The organism is Thalassotalea sp. ND16A, from assembly GCF_000764205.1.
Lineage (GTDB): Bacteria > Pseudomonadota > Gammaproteobacteria > Enterobacterales > Alteromonadaceae > Thalassotalea_A.
This window is the reverse complement of record NZ_JQDZ01000123.1, coordinates 179009-197871: the sequence shown is the minus strand read 5'-3', so window position 1 is coordinate 197871 and position 18863 is coordinate 179009. Positions and strand designations below refer to the sequence as shown.

Annotated in this window: 20 protein-coding genes; 15 read left to right on the top strand and 5 right to left on the bottom strand. The window is 45.4% G+C overall.

Going from position 1 to position 18863, the window contains the following annotated elements; translation table 11 throughout:
* Positions 1-7: 7 nt before the first annotated feature.
* Positions 8-481: a peroxiredoxin gene (locus ND16A_RS00975; RefSeq protein WP_033079292.1), complete on the bottom strand. Its 474-nt coding sequence runs from the start codon at positions 479-481 to the stop codon at positions 8-10.
* 179 nt (positions 482-660) lie between these two features.
* Here ND16A_RS00975 and ND16A_RS00980 point away from each other — a divergent pair, with 179 nt between their 5' ends.
* From ND16A_RS00980 to ND16A_RS00995, 5 genes are all read left to right on the top strand, one after another.
* On the top strand, positions 661-1167 hold the full coding sequence (locus tag ND16A_RS00980) for a LabA-like NYN domain-containing protein (protein ID WP_033079291.1): 507 nt from the start codon (positions 661-663) through the stop codon (positions 1165-1167).
* A gap of 187 nt (positions 1168-1354) precedes the next feature.
* A complete protein-coding gene (locus tag ND16A_RS20465; RefSeq protein ID WP_052073340.1) occupies positions 1355-2080 on the top strand; it encodes a hypothetical protein in 726 nt (241 codons plus the stop codon).
* Between the two features lie 65 nt (positions 2081-2145).
* On the top strand, positions 2146-2433 hold the full coding sequence (locus tag ND16A_RS00985; RefSeq protein ID WP_033079290.1) for a hypothetical protein: 288 nt from the start codon (positions 2146-2148) through the stop codon (positions 2431-2433).
* On the top strand, positions 2433-3293 hold the full coding sequence (locus tag ND16A_RS00990) for an HprK-related kinase A (protein ID WP_033079289.1): 861 nt from the start codon (positions 2433-2435) through the stop codon (positions 3291-3293). The genes ND16A_RS00985 and ND16A_RS00990 overlap by 1 nt, the downstream gene beginning before the upstream one ends.
* A complete protein-coding gene (locus ND16A_RS00995) occupies positions 3290-4405 on the top strand; it encodes a nucleotidyltransferase domain-containing protein (RefSeq protein ID WP_052073339.1) in 1116 nt (371 codons plus the stop codon). Before ND16A_RS00990 ends, ND16A_RS00995 begins: the two co-directional genes overlap by 4 nt.
* Before the next feature lie 34 nt (positions 4406-4439).
* Here ND16A_RS00995 and ND16A_RS01000 read toward each other — a convergent pair whose 3' ends face one another.
* From ND16A_RS01000 to ND16A_RS01015, 4 genes are all read right to left on the bottom strand, one after another.
* The gene (locus ND16A_RS01000; RefSeq protein WP_081945715.1) at positions 4440-6557 is read right to left on the bottom strand and encodes a TauD/TfdA family dioxygenase; all 2118 of its coding nucleotides are present in this window, start codon (positions 6555-6557) and stop codon (positions 4440-4442) included.
* A 36-nt stretch (positions 6558-6593) separates the two neighbouring features.
* Positions 6594-7256 carry a hypothetical protein gene (locus ND16A_RS01005; RefSeq protein WP_052073338.1) on the bottom strand — a complete coding sequence of 221 codons (663 nt, stop codon included), beginning with the start codon at positions 7254-7256 and terminating at the stop codon, positions 6594-6596.
* A gap of 322 nt (positions 7257-7578) precedes the next feature.
* The gene (locus ND16A_RS01010) at positions 7579-8325 is read right to left on the bottom strand and encodes a class I SAM-dependent methyltransferase (RefSeq protein WP_081945731.1); all 747 of its coding nucleotides are present in this window, start codon (positions 8323-8325) and stop codon (positions 7579-7581) included.
* A 124-nt stretch (positions 8326-8449) separates the two neighbouring features.
* Positions 8450-9160 carry a DNA-3-methyladenine glycosylase I gene (locus ND16A_RS01015; RefSeq protein ID WP_033079287.1) on the bottom strand — a complete coding sequence of 237 codons (711 nt, stop codon included), beginning with the start codon at positions 9158-9160 and terminating at the stop codon, positions 8450-8452.
* A 378-nt stretch (positions 9161-9538) separates the two neighbouring features.
* On the opposite strand from ND16A_RS01015, the gene ND16A_RS01020 reads away from it, so the two are divergent.
* The 10 genes from ND16A_RS01020 (at position 9539) to ND16A_RS20450 (ending at position 18842) form a co-directional block, all read left to right on the top strand.
* Positions 9539-10021, top strand: coding sequence for a type IV pilin protein (locus ND16A_RS01020; protein ID WP_081945713.1), 483 nt, complete (start codon positions 9539-9541; stop codon positions 10019-10021).
* Positions 10021-10482, top strand: a complete 462-nt coding sequence (locus ND16A_RS01025) for a GspH/FimT family pseudopilin (RefSeq protein ID WP_160173547.1) — start codon at positions 10021-10023, stop codon at positions 10480-10482. Before ND16A_RS01020 ends, ND16A_RS01025 begins: the two co-directional genes overlap by 1 nt.
* On the top strand, positions 10479-10901 hold the full coding sequence (locus tag ND16A_RS01030) for a prepilin-type N-terminal cleavage/methylation domain-containing protein (protein ID WP_327145192.1): 423 nt from the start codon (positions 10479-10481) through the stop codon (positions 10899-10901). Before ND16A_RS01025 ends, ND16A_RS01030 begins: the two co-directional genes overlap by 4 nt.
* Positions 10894-11430 carry a prepilin-type N-terminal cleavage/methylation domain-containing protein gene (locus ND16A_RS01035; protein WP_033079284.1) on the top strand — a complete coding sequence of 179 codons (537 nt, stop codon included), beginning with the start codon at positions 10894-10896 and terminating at the stop codon, positions 11428-11430. Before ND16A_RS01030 ends, ND16A_RS01035 begins: the two co-directional genes overlap by 8 nt.
* Before the next feature lie 2 nt (positions 11431-11432).
* Positions 11433-12818 carry a DUF7305 domain-containing protein gene (locus tag ND16A_RS01040; protein WP_033079283.1) on the top strand — a complete coding sequence of 462 codons (1386 nt, stop codon included), beginning with the start codon at positions 11433-11435 and terminating at the stop codon, positions 12816-12818.
* Positions 12819-13012: 194 nt separating this feature from the next.
* Complete coding sequence (locus ND16A_RS20460; protein ID WP_052073336.1) at positions 13013-13552, top strand: GspH/FimT family pseudopilin; 540 nt, start codon at positions 13013-13015, stop codon at positions 13550-13552.
* 7 nt (positions 13553-13559) lie between these two features.
* A complete protein-coding gene (pilV, locus tag ND16A_RS01045; RefSeq protein ID WP_081945709.1) occupies positions 13560-14042 on the top strand; it encodes a type IV pilus modification protein PilV in 483 nt (160 codons plus the stop codon).
* A gap of 5 nt (positions 14043-14047) precedes the next feature.
* Complete coding sequence (locus ND16A_RS01050; protein WP_033079282.1) at positions 14048-15010, top strand: PilW family protein; 963 nt, start codon at positions 14048-14050, stop codon at positions 15008-15010.
* A 12-nt stretch (positions 15011-15022) separates the two neighbouring features.
* Positions 15023-15565 (top strand): pilus assembly PilX family protein, encoded by a 543-nt coding sequence (locus ND16A_RS20455; RefSeq protein ID WP_052073334.1) that lies wholly within the window; start codon positions 15023-15025, stop codon positions 15563-15565.
* Positions 15566-15647: 82 nt separating this feature from the next.
* Positions 15648-18842, top strand: a complete 3195-nt coding sequence (locus ND16A_RS20450; protein ID WP_052073333.1) for a pilus assembly protein — start codon at positions 15648-15650, stop codon at positions 18840-18842.
* The last annotated feature ends 21 nt before the right edge of the window (positions 18843-18863 follow it).

The following is an 18863-nucleotide window of genomic DNA, read 5'->3' as shown; positions in this document are numbered from 1 at the left end:
CTCTCTCTTAAAGTACGGCAAGTATGCTTTCGGCTTTACTTACTTCAAATTCTTTTGGCGCTTCCACGTGCAAATGTGTCACCACGCCATTGTCAACGACCATGGCATAACGTTGTGAACGTAAACCACCAAATGCGCCGGTTTCCATGCTCAAGCCCAACGCTTTGGCAAACGCACCATCGCCATCACCTAACATCATAATGTTTTCGGCGTTTTGCGCTTCTCCCCAGGCTTTCATCACAAAAGCATCGTTTACCGAAGTACAGATAATGGCATCGATACCTTTGCCTTTAAACTCATCATAGTGCACAACATAACCGGGCAGGTGCGCCTGCGAACAGGTAGGGGTGAAGGCACCGGGTACGGCAAAGATAACCACTTTTTTATTGCTAAATAAATCTGCACTACTGTGATTTACCATGCCTTGCTCAGTTAATTGTTGTAATTCTCCGGCTGGTATTGTGTCGTTTACTTTGATCATGTGGCACCTATTTTGTTGATGATTAAACCCAGTTTAAGGTCAAGATTTTTACTGACCGAGATTATAAGGGAAAATACCAAGTTTACGTTAACATTTGTCTGATTTAAAATGAAATAATCGTTACACTAAGGCCATTACCTTGATCATCTAATGATAGTAACGACCCAATTGAGCACCCTATGACTGACTCTAGCCCTGCTGCAACACCAGCCAAAAAAACCGTCGCCATTTTTGTTGATGTGCAAAATATTTATTATACCTGTCGCCAGGGCTTTCAGCGCAGCTTTGATTACAATAGCTTTTGGGCTTATGCCGGTAGCAGCCATGACATTATCTGTGCCAATGCCTATGCCATTGATTCTGGCAATGAGAAGCAGCGCCAATTTCAAAACATTCTGCGCGCCATTGGTTTTCAGGTAAAACTCAAACCTTATATTCAACGAAAAGATGGTAGCGCCAAAGGCGATTGGGATGTGGGCATAACCATTGATGCGCTGGAAGTCGGTAGTCAGGCTGATAAAGTGATTTTACTCTCTGGCGATGGCGATTTTGATTTATTGGTGGATAAACTTAGAGCCAAATACCACTGTGCAGTGGAAGTGCTGGGGGTGGAACAGCTCACCGCCAATTCATTGTTGATTGCCTGTGATAAATTTACCGCGATTGACCAACAATTTTTGCTCTAACGAATACGGAGACTAGTGTCAGGATTTTTTACATTACAAATTCAAACGGTATTTAAAAGTCAAAGAAATCAAACAATAATGATTTTGGTATATTCTTTGCATTTATATCAGTAATAATTTTTCTTGAACAATGAATAGATTTGCTATACTCAAATTTACCGAGCATTTATTCGTAGAGTTGATGGTAATGAAACAAGAAGATCAAATTAACAAGGATACCGATAAAATCGTGAAGCCGACCCGCAGAAAGTTTTTGACCCGCACCGCTGCAGGTATTGTAGTGGCCTCAATTCCGGCAAAGTCGGTATTCGCGAATAATGTGGTAAATTCGATAATTGCTTCGGGTCATGCTTCTGATTTTGCCGGTGGCGATCCGATTGAATTGTTAGGACCTTGTGAATGGCTCGAACAGGATAGTTACTGGGCCGACATTAGCGAAATGCCATTTAACAGCATTTTCGGCGAAGGGCCTGGCACTAGCTTGATAAGTCTGTTGCAGTGTTTTTGTTGTGATGATCCCCTTAACTTTGGTAATGATGACGATGATGACCATGATAACGACAATGATGATGGTCATGATAACGAAGATGAAGACAATGAAGATGGCGATGACGATGGCAATGACGATGACGACGACATCACCGCTACATGTGCCGATGATAATGACTACCTCTTTGCGCCACAGATGATTGCCATGTATTTGAACGCTATCGTTCATTACAACACCAACGGCAATGGCCCTGGCGGCCTGCACTACCCCATCCTGCAAAATCCGGAAGATCTGAATGGCTATATTCAGAGCCTGATAGAAAACCGTTTCAATTTAGCGGCGATAATCGAAGAACATGGTGGCAATGCTGATCCATCAAGTTTCTGTAATGTCTCGGGCAATGTCTTCGATGACGACGATTAGTCATCGTTTGAAAGAAACATTCAGTTTGTTGTAATCATCAAAATATTGTCTATATTGTAGATAATATGATAAAAAAAATAACTACCTGGGATGTCTTTCACCACGAAACGCTTCCCGGCACAACACCCAAAGTTACCAGCCACAGCTACACCATTACGGGTTCTACTCTGTTACATAAATTTTCAGATGGTAGCGGCGTTGTGCTCTATCAAAAAAACACCGGTGCAGCAACAGGGCTAACATTGGACATTGAAAGTGTGTTGGCGCGCGAAAATATCGATGCCGACACTTTGAAGTTGTTAAACCAACTTAGCGCTTCTGGCTTTTTAACCCCTAGCCCTGCAAAGTACTGATGATGCAGATCAGATTGAACTTACCCCCCTTTATTTTTGATATTCATTCGTCGGTGGGCTTTGTCGAGCAAAATATGCACCATATGTACCCCGACGAGCTATTTATCAATTCGTCCAGGCCCGCCGATTATTTTGTTGGTGTTGAAAAAGCAAACGGATTAAGAAAGTTTATCCGTCCGCAGGCGTCGTTCAGTTTTGACGCTATCGAACCCTTTAAAACCTTACCACTAAATCACGCCTATGCTTCTCTGGAGTGGGGCATCAATTATGTGGTTGCCAATCAGTCACTGCAATATGTGATCTTGCACTCAGGTATTGTCGCCAAAGGCGATAAAGCGGTGCTATTACCGGGTCCCCCGGGGAGTGGCAAAAGTACCATGACGGCATATCTGTCGGGCAGGCAAGGTTGGCGGCTGTTGTCAGATGAAATGGCGTTAGTATTGCCAGAAACACTGAAGGTTCAGCCCTTCGTGCGACCAATATGCCTGAAAAATAAATCCGTTGATTTAGTTAAGCGTTGGTATCCCGATGCGAAACTCTCTACGGTTGCCAGGAATACCCACAAAGGTGATGTTGTTCACTTATGTCCAGGTGATAGCAGTTGGCAGCAACGCGATGATTTGGCAAAGGTAAATGCTATCGTATTTCTCCGCTATGATCAGCGGGTCGATTTAGAAATCACTGAACTTAACCAGAACCAGGGCTTTATGCAGCTTGCCCAAAATGCGGTGAACTTAAACCTTCATGGTCAACAGGGCTTCAATACCCTAGTGAATTTAATTGAAAACAGTGCGGTTTTTGAGGTGGTCTACAATGATGTTGAAGCGGTCAGAACATTTCTTGAGCAGGACGTATTGTGAAACAGCTGCTGATTGAGTCAAAGCAAATAACCGCCATTCTTGCTGATCCATCCTGTTGTTGCACATTTAACGAGTATCAATGGGAAACTCTCATTCGGGTATTGCGCCATGAAGGGCTGCTCGCGCGCATTAGCGTGCAATTGCAGCAACAAGGTCTACTCGATGCTCTGCCACCATACGCACAAAAGCATTTGCACAATGCCGCAGTTTTGGCCGAGAACCAACACAGTTCCATCGTATTTGAGTGTCAACAAATCAGAAAAAGTACCCAGCAACACGGGGTAAGATTTTATTTATTAAAAGGTGCCGCTTACGTTTTCTGTGGCAATAACACCAACTGCGGCCGAACCTTTGGCGATATTGATTTATTGGTGAATAAAAGTCAGATCAATGTGGTTGAAAACACGTTACTGTTGCATGGTTGGCTAGCGGATGACATCGATGATTATGATAACGCCTATTATCGTAACTGGGCCCATGAGATTCCCCCGCTCAAACATACCGGCAGGGGCAGTGTCATTGATTTGCATCACAATTTAGTTCCTGTGGTGTCAGGTCGGGCACCAAAAATAGAGTATTTCACCGACAACGCCATAGAGTATGATGGTTTTTTTGTACTAGCTCCCGCGGCGATGACGTTGCACAGCATAGTGCATTTATTCATCAATGAAGACTTTAAACATGGCTTAAGAGATCTCAACGATATCCATTTACTGTTTACTGAGTACGCCAGTGAGGGCTTTTGGCACGAACTTGATAACCTGGCAAGTAAGTGTGGATTTACCCTCGAACTCTATTTGGCCTGTCGCTATAGCCATCGCTTTTTTCAAACCAAGATCCCCAGCGAGTTCGCCAGTAAACTTGCACAGTGTCACGGCAACCGTTTAGTCAATTTGCTTAGGGATTTTATCTTTAGCCGAGTCTTGGCGAGCAAGCACCCGTTGTATACCCGCTGGAGCAACTCGTTGGCGGCAACCATGGCGCTGGTCAGAGGACATTATTTGAAAATGCCCTGGCCAATATTAATTCGCCATACGGTGCATAAAAGCTACCGGATGACAGTTCGACTGCTGCTTGGCAAGTCATTTTTTACCAAAGAGCAAAACAGCTGACAAGCTGGCCAGAGCCGATAATAGCAAGAAGAAACTAGCGTGCCCGTTGGTGCAGCATCTGCTCAAACGCCAGACTAACATTGCGTAATGGTTGATAGGTATAGGGGAAATTTTGCACGTGATCAAAGTTATGGCGCATGGCGGCATTACATTCAAAAATCAAAATTTTGCCATCCGGCAGTAAGGTAAAATCGACGCCAAAAAAGTCCAGTTCAATAATCTCCCGAATCCGCTCTAAGGCCTTTATCGCCTTATCTCCGAGAAACGTGGTCATGTCGGCAAAGTACGATTGCTCTGTTTGTTGCGATTCTGCACAGTTGGCCATGTAGTTATATCGGTCACCAGAGTGAATATTCCATTGGTTATCAAATATACAGGCTACGGGATAGTACTTACCGTCAATACAAAAGGTACGGATCTTATTAAACACGCCGGTTGTATTGGCAAGCTGATAATATTGAATGATATAAAAAGCGCTCGCCCTATGTTGGTGCTTATCCAAATACAATTGCAGTGCTTCGCTGTTGTCAATTAATTCTACGCCTGCACCGGTGTGGGTGATGCATGGCCGCATGATGATCGGAAATTCAACTTTTGCCGCGCTCATGGTTGCCAATACCTGAGCCCGGGCTTGTTGCTCTAGCAACACCTTAACCGTCTTTGGAAAAACAACATTGGCGATGTCGTTTAGCCTTTGATAATTTTGTTCTCTAGTCGTCAACAGCACTTTCTCAGGGGGGTTAATTACCGGGATCTCTGGGGTAAGTTGTTGAAATTTATCTAACACCGTCAGGTCTACCGCCATACGATCGGCACAGGCAATGGTATTGATGATTAAATTGATGCCAAGTTTTTTAATGGTTTGCGCTTGTGCTTGAGCTTGCTCAGCATCAAGAATATTGTGCTGATAGAGCTTAGCTTTTTCAGCATTGAACATAAATTTCAGCGAAAAATGCCCTCCTTTCAACCTGGGACTGAACTTTTCGTGCTTGTTAACTATCCATTGCGCACCATTAAACCCTCTGATCTTGATAAAACGCGGATAATTGTCAGCCAACCTAGAGTTACACGAGATCGGCTGTTGTTTAATCGCTTGCTCGAGCATTTTGTCCGCAACAACATCATCGCCCAAGTATCTGGCAACGGCGGCAATGAGAAACTGTTGTTCGTCCTTTTCCTTACTGTTGTTCGGCAACGAAGCAAAACACTCTAGCGCTTCGGCTAATTTTCCAGACGTTACCAGCTGTGCAGTAGAGAGCTGAGGTGGCGGTGCTAATAATATTGGCGATTTTGCTTTGTCTTTTACAAACTGACTTAGCCAGTAAGTCATGATCTGCCATGCTGATTTGCTCATCAGCTGGTGTAGCGAGGCCGAGGACCTTATTCGATAAATAACCCGGGGACTTTCGGCCTCAATATTGGAACGACCATGCAAGGCTTTAAGGTTATTCACCAGGATCATATCACCCGGTTGCATTGTTGTGCGAAAATGATGCTTTTCATTGGCAATGCTCGCTTCCAGCTCGCTAATTGCGTTCAGGTATTTTTGCTCAAGCGCTTCATTTTCCAGGCTCTGCTCGAGCTGAGTCTTATAAAAACGAATGTTCCATGCACCATAGTCATCCTTGGCAAGAATTGCCGATTTTGTTTTGGCAAATGGGAATACTTCTGCGCTCAGTAATGCTTTATTGGTGTCACTGATACCAGCAATAATATCGTCAATCGCCATTAATATGGTTTCCCCGCCATTCGGGTCGGCAACAACACATTGAAACGCCAAAACCGGATGCGGGTTGGCCATATAGCTGGAGTCGGTATGTAACTTTAATGCTCCTGGCTGCCGACTATAACGGGTAACGCTATCATTGACGGTGGCCGCGGACTGATTAATTGCCACCCGAGTAACCGAAAGTTTCCTTGCCGGGGTGTCATTGATGTTATTGAGTTGCGACACAAGTTTATATAAATCAGAGGCTTTGGGGTCGACGTCGCGAGTACCGGCGCCCTTGATCAGGGCAAAATACGGGGCTTGATTTATCGCTGCCGACAGTTGGCGCAGGTTGAATAAGGCACGCCATCCCAGGTGAGATGAGTGTGAACTAACTTGTAAATCAGCCAATGCAAAACTTGCTACCTTCAACGTATCCATCATAACTCAACCATTTAACTTATTTTTATACCAAGTTGATTATTTTTCCGCTTGCAACACCGAGCTCTCTATTAGACCCTTACTGGCTTGGCAGAAATAAACCAGCCAGGTGGTGATGCCGAATAATTTAAAGCTGTCTTCGACTAAATGCACCATGCCTCGCTGCGGCAAGGCAAAATCGCAGACTAAGGATGCGGCAAAAAAGGTACAGGCGAGCAACAGCAACACAAAATCAGATGCTAAAATAGCAGGTAAGTACTTAACAAAGAACACCAGGAATAAGAGCAAATAAATAAGAATAATTACGCCTTGGGAAATGCCCAAATAATCGGGAAAAAGCTCTTCATGGAACAAAAATAAGTCATCCAACACCAGCCACAGGGTGAGATAGCCCGAATAGAGTAAGAAGCCGTTAGTTCGGCCACTGTAGCGGCTGATGGTATAGGCACTAAACAGACACACCGCCGCCGATGAAACCCATAATAAAATGCCGACGTTTGACATTAAGCCGGTATAGAGTGGCGCTCGCAACAGCGATACCGGATCGCGAGTGAAAACTGCGGGTGAGATATTGAAAGAGTGAGCAGCGACATAAATTGACAACACAGCTAGCGCTAACACCAGATAACAAACCGACAACACCTTAGTGTTTGACTTAAGTTGCAGGTAGCTTTGCGCGCATAAAGCCATCATGGTATTCATATTTTCAGCTGAACCTTATCTAATTGCAAGTTTGTCATCCTGTATACCAAGTTGACTAATCAAATTGGTATTAGCTAAAAACTCGGGCAATAAATTTCATCACCCAGTATATTTCCCTCAGATCTTTAAATATAAGATAGATTCAACGATTCGCAAATCTAAATACCAATCGGCATAAAGAATGAATGAATCTTTCTTTATGCCGATTGGTATAATGGCTAAGTCAGCGGCGACGCGTTGACAACGGTTATAGCAAGTTGATCGAAGATAAGATCTTGGCCGGCGCCAGCATAACAGCTTGAGACTATGCTGACGGTACTATTTACGATGGTTTGGGGATACCCTGGTTGACGTAAATATCAAACCTATTTTTCTTCATTTTAATGCTGGTGGACGGTGTTTTACCGGCGAGAGGCTCGGCATAATTGGGCCGCTTTACCACGACTCGATATTTTGCCAACGCCAGCGCATTTTCCAATAAATCATCGGCATCCGGGTCGCTGCCCACCAACGTTTGAAACACTCGCATTTCTTTTTTTACCGCGGCCGATTTTTCCCGATGTGGGTACATAGGGTCAAGATAGACCACGTCGATGTCTTGCAGGCTGGCCATGTTATCAATGGAGGAAGCGTTGATAAGTTGCAGCCGCTGAGCCAGCCATTCGCCAATACCTTCATCGGCTTTGCCTCGCGTTAAGCCATCGTCAAGCAAGGCGGCCACCGGCACTTGTCGTTCCATCATGGTTACCGTACAGCCCAGGCTTGCCAGTAAAAATGCATCACGGCCAAGGCCGGCGGTGGCATCCAGTACCCTTGGGCAAAAGCCGTGTTTTAAGCCGATGGCTTTGGCAATGTCCTGGCCGCGACCGCCACCAAATTTGCGCCGGTGTGCCACCGCGCCACCAACAAAGTCAACCACGATAGCGCCGGTTTTCGGTTCATCGGTTTTGTGCAACTCAAGCTGAGTGTCGGTGGCCAATAAGTAAAATGGGCTTTTCACTTTATGCAGACTGCGCAGTTCGCCACCATAAGGGATGGACCACTTTTCGCTTACCGCTTCTGCCTTCATCACGTTATTAAAGCTATCGGCAAACACCAGGCAATGTGAGCGATTGTGATTCTCTGTTACGTTTTCATTAGTCATCATATCTATCAACCGTTAATTTTCAGCAACAACTATTCTTCTGCCAGAACTAATTCTCTGCAAGCACATAATTATCGCCAGTACTTAGCGCAATTAAACGACTGATTTTCTTCAAACTGTAACCACTTTGTTGCTGCCATTCATTGAAACACTGTTGGATGGTGTTTAAACTCGATTTACTGGTTAGGCCGCCGCTGATCAAATCGTGTTCACGAAAATAACTTTCAATATCACGACTTAATAAGAAGGTATCTTTACCCAGTGCGCGCAGCGCGTACGGCCCGGTATTACCGCCCAAACGCTGGCCGTGCTTTTTCAAATACTGCCATAAGCCAATAATATCTTGTTCCGGCCAGGCGGCAATAAACTCACTAAAACTGCCCTGCTCAATTTCGACATCATGGATCATATGGGCGTTGGCTTTTATCGTTTGTACTTTTTTAAAGTTGCGGATAATTTTAGGATCTTGCGCTTTACGCTCGAGCATTTCATCGGGCATCATTAATATTTTTTCAATATTAAAATCAAAAAAATGCTGTTCAAAATTAGGCCACTTGTTTTCCACTACCCGCCAAACAAAACCGGATTGAAATACCTTCTTGGTAAATTCGGCCAAAAACCGATCGCTGCCCAAGCTCGCCAATTCGCGGTTAGAACTTGCCAGGCTTTGATACGGCGACATCAGTAACTCAAGGTTGGCTTCGCCACCTTTGCGTTCAACGGCACGTTGTAAAATTGCGTTTATTTTTTCCACAAACAATCCCTTTAAGGTGCTAAGTATCCCGAGTTCAGGTTAGCTATTATTGTACTTATATCATTCTGCCTAAGTATACTAAAAACGCATCTCGATAGAAAAGCAAAGGCTGAGATTAATTAATGGCAAAACTTGCAAAATCACATTTCCCTGCAATTATTAGTATTAATAACTAAAATTTTTTAACTAAATCAGCTGAATTGCGCCCCCCCAACAAAGCTAAATTTACAATAAGAATATATATGCGTAAGAGTCTGTCTCATATCCGAGGCTTCAGTTTAACTGAAGTCATAAGCACTGTTGCTAGCGCCGGCATACTTGCTAGCGTGGCCTTACCTTCTATATTCAATTTGATAAAGTCATCGAAAATGGCCAGCCAGGCCAATGACATTCATCGTGCCTTATTTAATTTTAATAACAAAAAACTGGGAAGCTGAAATAGTGCTGCATTTTAACGCGAATAATAACAATGCTGTGGTTCTGCTAAAGAAACAGCCACAAGGGTTTACCATAATAGAGCTAATGATCGTGGTCGCGATCATCGGCATATTATTTGCGATCGCCTTACCTAATTATTTCCAATCGGTGCAAGAGAGTCGCCGAGTTGATGTGCAACAATTTTTATTGCAACAAGTTGCAGGTTTAGAGCGTCAATATTCAAGGCTTGGCCAGTATCCAAACAGTAATGCCATCACCGCAGACGATTATTATAGTTTTAATTATGCTCTAGTCGACTCAGACTCAAGCACCTTTATCCTGAAAGCCATTCCAAACGGGTCCAGTTCACAAGGGTCAGATAAATGTGGCACCTTGAGCATCAATCATCGCGGTGTCACCACGCCAACATCAGACGATTGCTGGAGATAATGATGACGCAATTTCAATCTCGTGGTTTTACCCTGTTTGAGATGCTAGCCACGGTCGGGATCATTAGTATTTTAGCGACTTCCGCTGTGCCTTCATTTAGTCATATGATGAAACGTGACCGTTTAGTGGCGGATATAAATCGACTGCATAGTGTATTCAAATTTGCTCGCAGTGAAGCGGTAAAACGAGATACAGAGATATCATTAGTCGCGACCAACAGTTCAAAATGGAAGGTTATCCAAAATGCCGGCACCGATGAAAGAACTGTATTGTTACAATTCATCCCTTCTGACTCGAGTGTGCAAATAAGCGGCTTAGCAGATTTAATCATTTCGAGCAGCGGCTCAACCTCTGCCTTAGATATTCAATTATCGGATGATGATCAAACGACCGATGATTACCGCTTATGCATCTTTTTAAGTGGCCAAAGTATCATCACCACAGCGGCTCAATGCCCATGAAAAAACAGTTAACCAGGCAAAAAGGCTTTTCTTTACTCGAGGTGATGATCGCCTTGATTATCTCGGCAATCGCCTTGTTAGGTTTGGCTGCCGGGCAAGTAAAATCTTTGCAATTTGCCAGGAATAGTTTCGATTATACGGTATCGATTATTCACGCCAATAACGCGGTGGAAAGGATTTGGAATAATATTTGTCAGCTGCAAGATGCACGCCAGGCATTTGATCAACAATACATAGCGAGTTTAACACCAGCGTTGCAACGTTATACCCTTACTTTGACTGGCGTTGAAGAAGATAACTTTGCCAATGACTTTACCGTCAGTGTGCAATGGATTGACGAACGGATGACCGATGACTTGCCCAATGCCGCTGCCATTAATGCCAGTTATCCGCAATTACCGGCAGGTTGTAATGGATAAGTACAACAAAGCAATGGGTTATACCCTGATTGAATTATTAATCGCCTTGTTCGTAAGTACCATTTTAGTACTTGGTATAGGGGGTGCCTACACCTCCATTAGCGGTTTGTCTGCAGTCAGTCAAAATTTACAAAATGCCCAGGAAGTCCTACGTTATAGCACACAAACGTTCACTCGAAGTTTAAAACAAACGCCGGCATTACCGGTGACCACGGCAAGTCAATTGACCATCACTCAAGAGGCGAACACCATAGCCTGTAATGGTGTTGTGCAAATTGCCGCCTATACCGAAGTATACTCGCTGAACGGCAATAATTTGCGCTGTGAGATAGATTTAGGCGGGGCCGGGCCACAAACAATATTAACCGGGGTAGAGGATATCGCGTTTGCGCTTAATAACAACCTCGTTTCTATTACCGTTACCCCGCAGGCACAAGCTGGTGAACCAGCGGGCATCGGACCTGCTGCACCATTAACCATAGACGTCGCATTATCTTTGATAATCCTTCAATCAGCGTTAGGGAGCTAAACATGTCTTTCTCTGTGTTTCATTCAAAATCTCCACAACCCGGTTTTACTATTGTAACCGTGTTAATTCTAGTGGTGATGTGCAGTATCGTGGCCATTAATTCACTCAAAGATAATATTATCCAAGAGCGTCTAAGTGGTAATTTTCAAAAAAAAATTAATGCCAGATTGATCTCGGAAAAGGGAATTTTTGATACCTTCACCTTGTTGAATAACAAGTTAAAGGAGGAGCCCGGTTTAACCCTGGAGCAACTCATTAACGAAACTTCAGATAATGGCAGTATTACCGGTCATGCCGGTGGCATTGAAAATTTAAATTATGATGTCAGCCTGTCTGCCGCCACGAATGAGCTGCAACTCAGCAGTAATGGCCAACGATTTGAAGGGCTGTCAACGTTGAAAGCAAATTATACCTTTATCCCTGCGACCACACCGGTGCCTGAGGAGCCATCGGGGTATGGTTTGGATGGCGTCGTAGCCTGCGAAGCCATGAACATAGCCACTAGTGTCACTTTTGACAGTTACGATTCCAGTATTGGCAGCTATGACTCGCAAACTGCCGGTGAGGACATTCTCGTTGGCACCAATACCAATGGCGCTGATTCGGGGGCTGGCAGGGTTGAGATTGATTCGGGTACGAACGTCATGGGTGACTTGAAGTCAGCAAGCGATATCGTTGGCAGTGCCAGCGTTTCTGGCACCACTCAAACCAATTATACCAGTGAAAACCCATGTGACTCACTACAAGCCGTCGATCCACTCAACGATTTCATCAATGATCACAGCGGTGGGTTAAGTGATGTAAATTTAAATTCATCGGGCGATCACTTTACCTTAGACAATGTATCCGGGAAGGTCGAGTCGGCTGAGCTCTTCGGAGAAACCAAACAAATTTATATGTACGATAATATCACCATTAAAGATGGCCAGCTAAAAGTTGCGCCCGGTGTGGAAGCTATCGTCTTTGTCCAAGGTAACTTGAAAATGGAAGGCAGCGGGAAAATTGTCATTCCGGATACCAGTAGCTTAACGCTACTGATGCAAGGTGAATTTTATATGGATAGCGATGCTCAGGTGAATACACCTGACTACGGCTTATCACCTACGGGCAATCCGGTATTTATGATTTATTCGGGCTACGGCGGCACCGGTGTGACCTTTAAACAAAAAAGTGATGTGTATGCGGTGATATATGCACCTGAGTCTGTGGTTACCATAGAATCCGAAGGGGATGTATTGGGGGCAATCGTCGCTAAAGAAGTACTGTATAAAGGCTCTGGGGATTTTCATTATGATGTCGCCTTGGCTGCGGATGGTGGCTCGAATACTTCAACCGAAGAAGGAGAAGCAACAGAGTCCAAATTAGTTTTTAACGGTTGGAAGTTTTAATTATTGTTCTTATGGCAACCTGCATAAGCATACTAAAAACTCATCTCGATAGAACAGCAAAGCTTGCCATTAATTAATGGCAAAACTTGCAAAATCACACTTTCCTGCAATCATTAATATTAGTAAATAAAATTTAAAAATAAATCAGCTGAATTGCGCCCCCCAGCAAAGCTAAATTTATAATAAGAACATATATGCCTAAAAGTTTACCCCATATTGAAGGCTTCAGTTTAATCGAAGTCCTTATCACCATTGCTATCGCTGGCATACTTTCCAGTGTGGCATTACCGGCTATGTTCGATATGATAAAATCTTCGCAAATGAGCACCCAGGCCAATGACATTCATCGTGCTTTTGTCATCGCTCGCAGTGAGGCGATAAAACGCGGTGTTGCTGTTACTGTGTGTACCATTAATACCGCCCAGGATAACTGCTCAAATAAGAGTGGCTGGGAAAATGGCTGGATCATCCGCGAAGTGGATACCGTTGCTGGCGTCGACCCTATCATCTCCATTCATTATGCCCTACCTGATAATTACACCATTCACGGCACTACCGATGACTTCGAGTCAAATGTGGTGTTTACTGCCTCGGGCAACACCAAGAGCTCAGGCGAATTAGTGGTATGTTATAACAATTCGGTGGACAGCCATTCACGTACCATTGCTATTGGCCGATTTGGTAAAGTCAGTGTCAAAGGCAGTGATAGAAAAATACCTAGCGGTTGTTTTTAGGGAGCCGATGATGGCAAGGATACGAAGTTTTCAAAGTGGTTTTTCATTAATCGAAGTGCTCGTTGCCGCAATCGTCGTCGCGCTTGGTTTATTAGGATTAATGGCATTGCAACTGGGGCAAATTCGCAATACCAACCAGGCCGTAGATGGCTCTATTGCCGCAATATATTTAAATGACATGGCGGAACGGATCAGAGCGAATTCGGCCCAGTCGGCGTTATACCTTGCCAGCCACGCCAAATTACCGGCATCAATCGATTGTGTATGTAATCAATGTACTGCCGCAGAAGTCGCACAGTTTGATTTATACACCTGGCAAAATCAACTGATCAGCAACTTACCCTCAGGGGGGGGCGAAATCACTCAGGCGGGTAACAGTATTACCATCTCGATCCGCTGGGATCAAGATTTAAGCGGCTCGGCCGGCAAGAATTGTCCGGTAGCATCGGACGATGATTTAGATTGTTTAACCACAACGATAAGTATTTGATAAAAATGCATAACGTAACTAACAAGACAAATACCACTAAACAAAATATGGGCTTTACCTTGGTCGAGCTGATCATTGCCATGGTGCTTGGCTTATTTGTCATTGCGGCGCTTTACGCTTTTTTTGCCAGTGCCAAGGTTTCTAACCAAGTCACCGACCGACTCGCCAGCATCCAGGAAACCGGCCGATTTACCGTCGAGTTGATTTCAAGAGACATTCAACGCTCTGGCTATTTTGCTGGTAATGCCAATATTAGCGAAATTGTCGGCACCCATGGCATCACCACGCCAGCAGCGGAAACCTGCTTAGTTGCCGGTACTACCTGGGGAACCATGATAGAGCAACACATCTTTGGCTTAAACGACAGTAATGCGGGTTATCTATGCATCACTGACGATGATTACTTACGTGGCGATATCTTAACCCTGCGCTACGCGACGCCATGGACGATAAACAGTTTTGTCGCGGCAAATGTATACCTGCGCTCATCTTTGTTCAAAGGCAGGATTTTTCTCGGCAGTGATGCCTTAGAGCCGGCGAACAATAACATTGACAGTAATTTTCAATCCGTTCATCAATTAGTGGCGCATTCCTATTACATTGGCGAATCGGATGAGAGTTGTGGCGGAGAAAACATACCGGCGCTGTTCTGGAAATACCTCGACAATGGCATTCCAACCAATGAGCAATTACTGCTTGGCGTCGAGCACTTGCAATTTGAGTATGGTGTCGACTCCAATAATGATGGTTCACCAAACCAATACCTGGCAGCAAGTGCCGTCGCTGACTGGCAAAGTATCGCAGCGGTGCGGGTATATTTATTAATACGGGAAGATTGTCCAGATCCAAGTTATAAAGATGAATCTGAATACACGCTGGGCGATGTGACTTATGAACCCGCTGATAATTACCACCGTCTGTTTATCGATACCACCATTGCTCTGCGCAATACCCTAAATAACAGTTAAGTGACAAATAAGATGAACAATATCACCAATAACAATCGTACTCTGTTACCGATAAAGCAACATGGCGCCGTTTTAGGCGTCAGTTTAGTGGTATTGGTGTTAATCACCTTAGTGGGTTTATCGAGCTTTCAATCATCGATGACACAATCGTTAATGTCAGCCAACAGTCAGTTTCAGTCGCTTGCTTTTAATGATGCTGAACGCTCATTGGTGGAAGCCGAAGAGGCCTTGGAGGCACAGGTGTTAGTAGCAGGTGCTTTTGATTTTAATACCGCTGATGATGGTTATTACAGTGCCGATGAAGCTTTGAATGTGTTCGATATTAATTGGGACACGCATACTGCGGCGGAAACCGGAAAAACCGCCGATGATAAATACATCATCAAATATCAGGGCCTCGAGCTGCTGCCGGGTGAAGATGAAAGCCTACAAAATAATAATGCACCGATCATCGGGTCATCGGTACACACCTTTATTGTGACCTCAAGAAGTAAGAATTTAAAACGGGCAGAGCGCGTACTTCAGTCTGTCTACATTACTTCAGAACAACCTTAAGTTAACGGTTTCAGACAAGTGGTTATCGACCAATGGCTTTAGAAGAAGAAGAAGAAAAAGAAAAAGAAAAAGGACAGATACCATGAGCATAAGTATCAAAGAAAGCGGAATTTTTTTGGCCAGTTTACTGATTTGTAATCTGGTAAGCGCTGCCGCGCCATTCACCGCCAATCAGCAACCTGTCGGCTATTTACAGCCGATGGCGCTGAGCACCACCAATTTAGAAAATGGCGCTTATGGTTATCGGCCATGGTTTGAAAATGGCGCCTGGCAAGGCGACTTAGTCCAATACACTATCAGTTCTGGCGGGGCATCGACCACCAGCGTTGACTTGAGCACGACAACACCGACCAATAGCGGTAACAATTGGTCGGCCAGGCTGAAATTTAATGCCGCGGAAGCCGCCGACTCGAGCTATTGGACCAGCTCAAGAAAAATTATCACTCATAACGGCGTCAAACAAGTGGCGTTTCGCTGGGACAATTTAAGCGCCACGCAACAAGAACAATTAGACCAGGTCAGCTACCTCAATTCGGCCAGCTCGAGTCCGATTTTAGATTTTGTTCGCGGTGACCGCAGTAATGAAAAACCCAATGGTAGCTTGCGTCCCCGTTATAATCTGTTGGGCGATATTATTCATTCCAACCCTGTCTATGTTAGCGCCCCCACAGGCAACAATATGAGCAGCGATTACATCACATTTAAAGCCAAACATGCCTCTCGGGCGCCGCGGGTGTATGTTGGCGCTAACGATGGTATGTTGCATGTATTTGATGCCGTAACCGGCAAAGAAGTCTACGCCTTTATCCCACCGGAAGTGATCCCCAGGCTCGATAATCTTAGCGACGAGCCTTATTATCACCAATATTACGTTGATGGTGAACTCTCCGTTCATGATGCATATTTCAATGGCGCCTGGCACACCGTATTAATCGGCAGTTTGGGTGCCGGCGGCACCAGTAGGTTCGCCTTAGACATCACCAACCCACAGTTAACCAATGAAGATTCATTGGTGGCAACCGACAACAAAGTGTTGTGGGTTCAAAACAGTAGCAGCAACTCAGCACTTGGCGACGCGTACGGCAACGCCAGTATCGCCAAATTGCCGGATAAAAAATATTACGTCATCAGTGGCAATGGCTATAACAGCGCCGCCGGCAAAGCCGAGTTGGTGTTAACCGAGTTAAGCACAGGCACCATCAGCAAAATAAGCACAGGATCTGCCGCAGGAAATGGCTTATCGACACCGGCCTTAATCGATTTGAACCGTGATGGTCTGTATGATTTTGCCTATGCCGGCGACTTAAATGGCAACCTGTGGAAATTCGATTTAACCAGCAAGTCAGTGGCCTACTCGAAGCCGTTATACGCCGCCGGCGTTAGCCAGCCGATCACCACCAAACCGATAGTGTCCAGTCACCCTACCGGCGGCAAATTAGTCTATTTTGCCACCGGCAAAACCCTGGCCTTTAGCGACCTTGCCGATACCTCGCCGCAAGGGGTGTACGGTATTTGGGATACCGGCAAAACCCCGGGCACTGCCAATTTATTAAACCAAACGCTATCGGCGCCGAAAGCTATAGGCACAGAGACCGTACTCACCAGCAGCAATATTGCCATTGACTGGAGCAAACACACCGGCTGGAAAGTGGCATTAACGGCGGGCAAAAGGATAGTCGCCAATTACCAATTACGTGATCGCCGCCTGCAAATGACGGTAACCAACCCGGTAGATGAGGAAAACTGGCTGTTTGAACCGAATTATTTAACCGGTGGTGCGCCGAAAACGGCAATATTCGATATTGATGGCAATGGCATGCTCGAACCGACCGACAATGTCGGCGGCGGAGAGGATGGTACCGATATTGCCGTCGCCTGGCAGATACCGCAGGGGATCACGTCTGGGCCACTCATCGCCCGGGTCAAAGAGGGCGTAGACACCAAATTTATCAACTTTACCCAACTTACAGAGCCGCCACCGGCAGAGCCGCCGGGTTGTAAATCCGGCTGTAATTTTGTTGGTGGTCATATCGATGTCGATACTGATGGGCCGAAGCCCGAGGGCAATGGCCATGCCGGCATGCGCACCGCGCATACTCATCAATACGACAAGAAAGTAAAACAACCCTATGTCGATTTGTTTCAGCTGAATACAGCGAAAAATGCACAAATACAAGTTGACGAAGCGATCACCGACAATAAGAAAAAATTCTTTGTGCTGGTAAGCAATGCCGATTTTAGCCCTGCGGGTCAACTGCACATCGGCCTGAACACCTATAACGTGGTGGCCTATCAACAAATGATCCAGCGCAAACTGGAAACCTGGGACGGTCAATTGACCACCTTAACCGATGATGATGGTAACTCCCTTATCGTCTCCATCGACGACATCAAGGCCGGCGGCGGTACGCTGAGAGTGGCATTCACTGATCAGGCGCTGATCAGTGGTGGCATACACCCCGACGACACCAAATGTTCAGAGTTCCCCTACGAAAGGGCTGAACAGAAGAACAGGGCGTTTTCGATGGAAATGAACGGTCGCTGGCGTGGTGGCCCCCTGACCTTGATGATGATGGACCCGAGCAAAGTAAAAAGCTTAGCGGATTTACATATCCAAACCCCACCAGATTTAAAAGCCTCGGTCAGGCTGCCCGGCGAAACCATTTATTTAACCGATGACATCAATGGCGATGGCGTGATCGATAACGATATTGATGGTGATGGCCAGCTCGATATCTATGGTGGCCTCAGGGCCAAAGGCGAGGTGGAAGGTGATGCCCCGGCAAATGGCATGTTGCTAGAGTTTTGGGTGTATTGGCATTATAGCAAGGACGAAAATGGCAAACGATTGTACGATATTTGCTACGGCGAACCCGGTTATGAATTGGCAGTGGCCGATGTCAGGGGGTTTATGACCGAAGATAGCTTTGAGCGAGAGCTGGTAAATCTGGGCTATAACGACTTTGCCAGCCTTACTGCCGCACTGAATGCGATTATAACAACTTGCGGGTCGAGCAGTAACAGTTGCTTCAATAATGCCACCGATGCTAACGGCAACAAGGCTAGCGACTTAGCGACAATGGAGGATTATTCGACCAAGCTCGCCGTTAATCCTTTCTCTGGCGAAAGCAATGGCGGCGGTGGCGACGGCACCGTCATGGGTAGCGCATCCACCGAACCGGTAGTGGTGATGAGTGGCAATATCCCGACTGGTGTGATCTCGGGACCGAGTTTTACCAAGGGCCGACGCACCTGGGTGGATATCTCCTCGCAGTAAAGTGTTAACGGAATGCTGAAT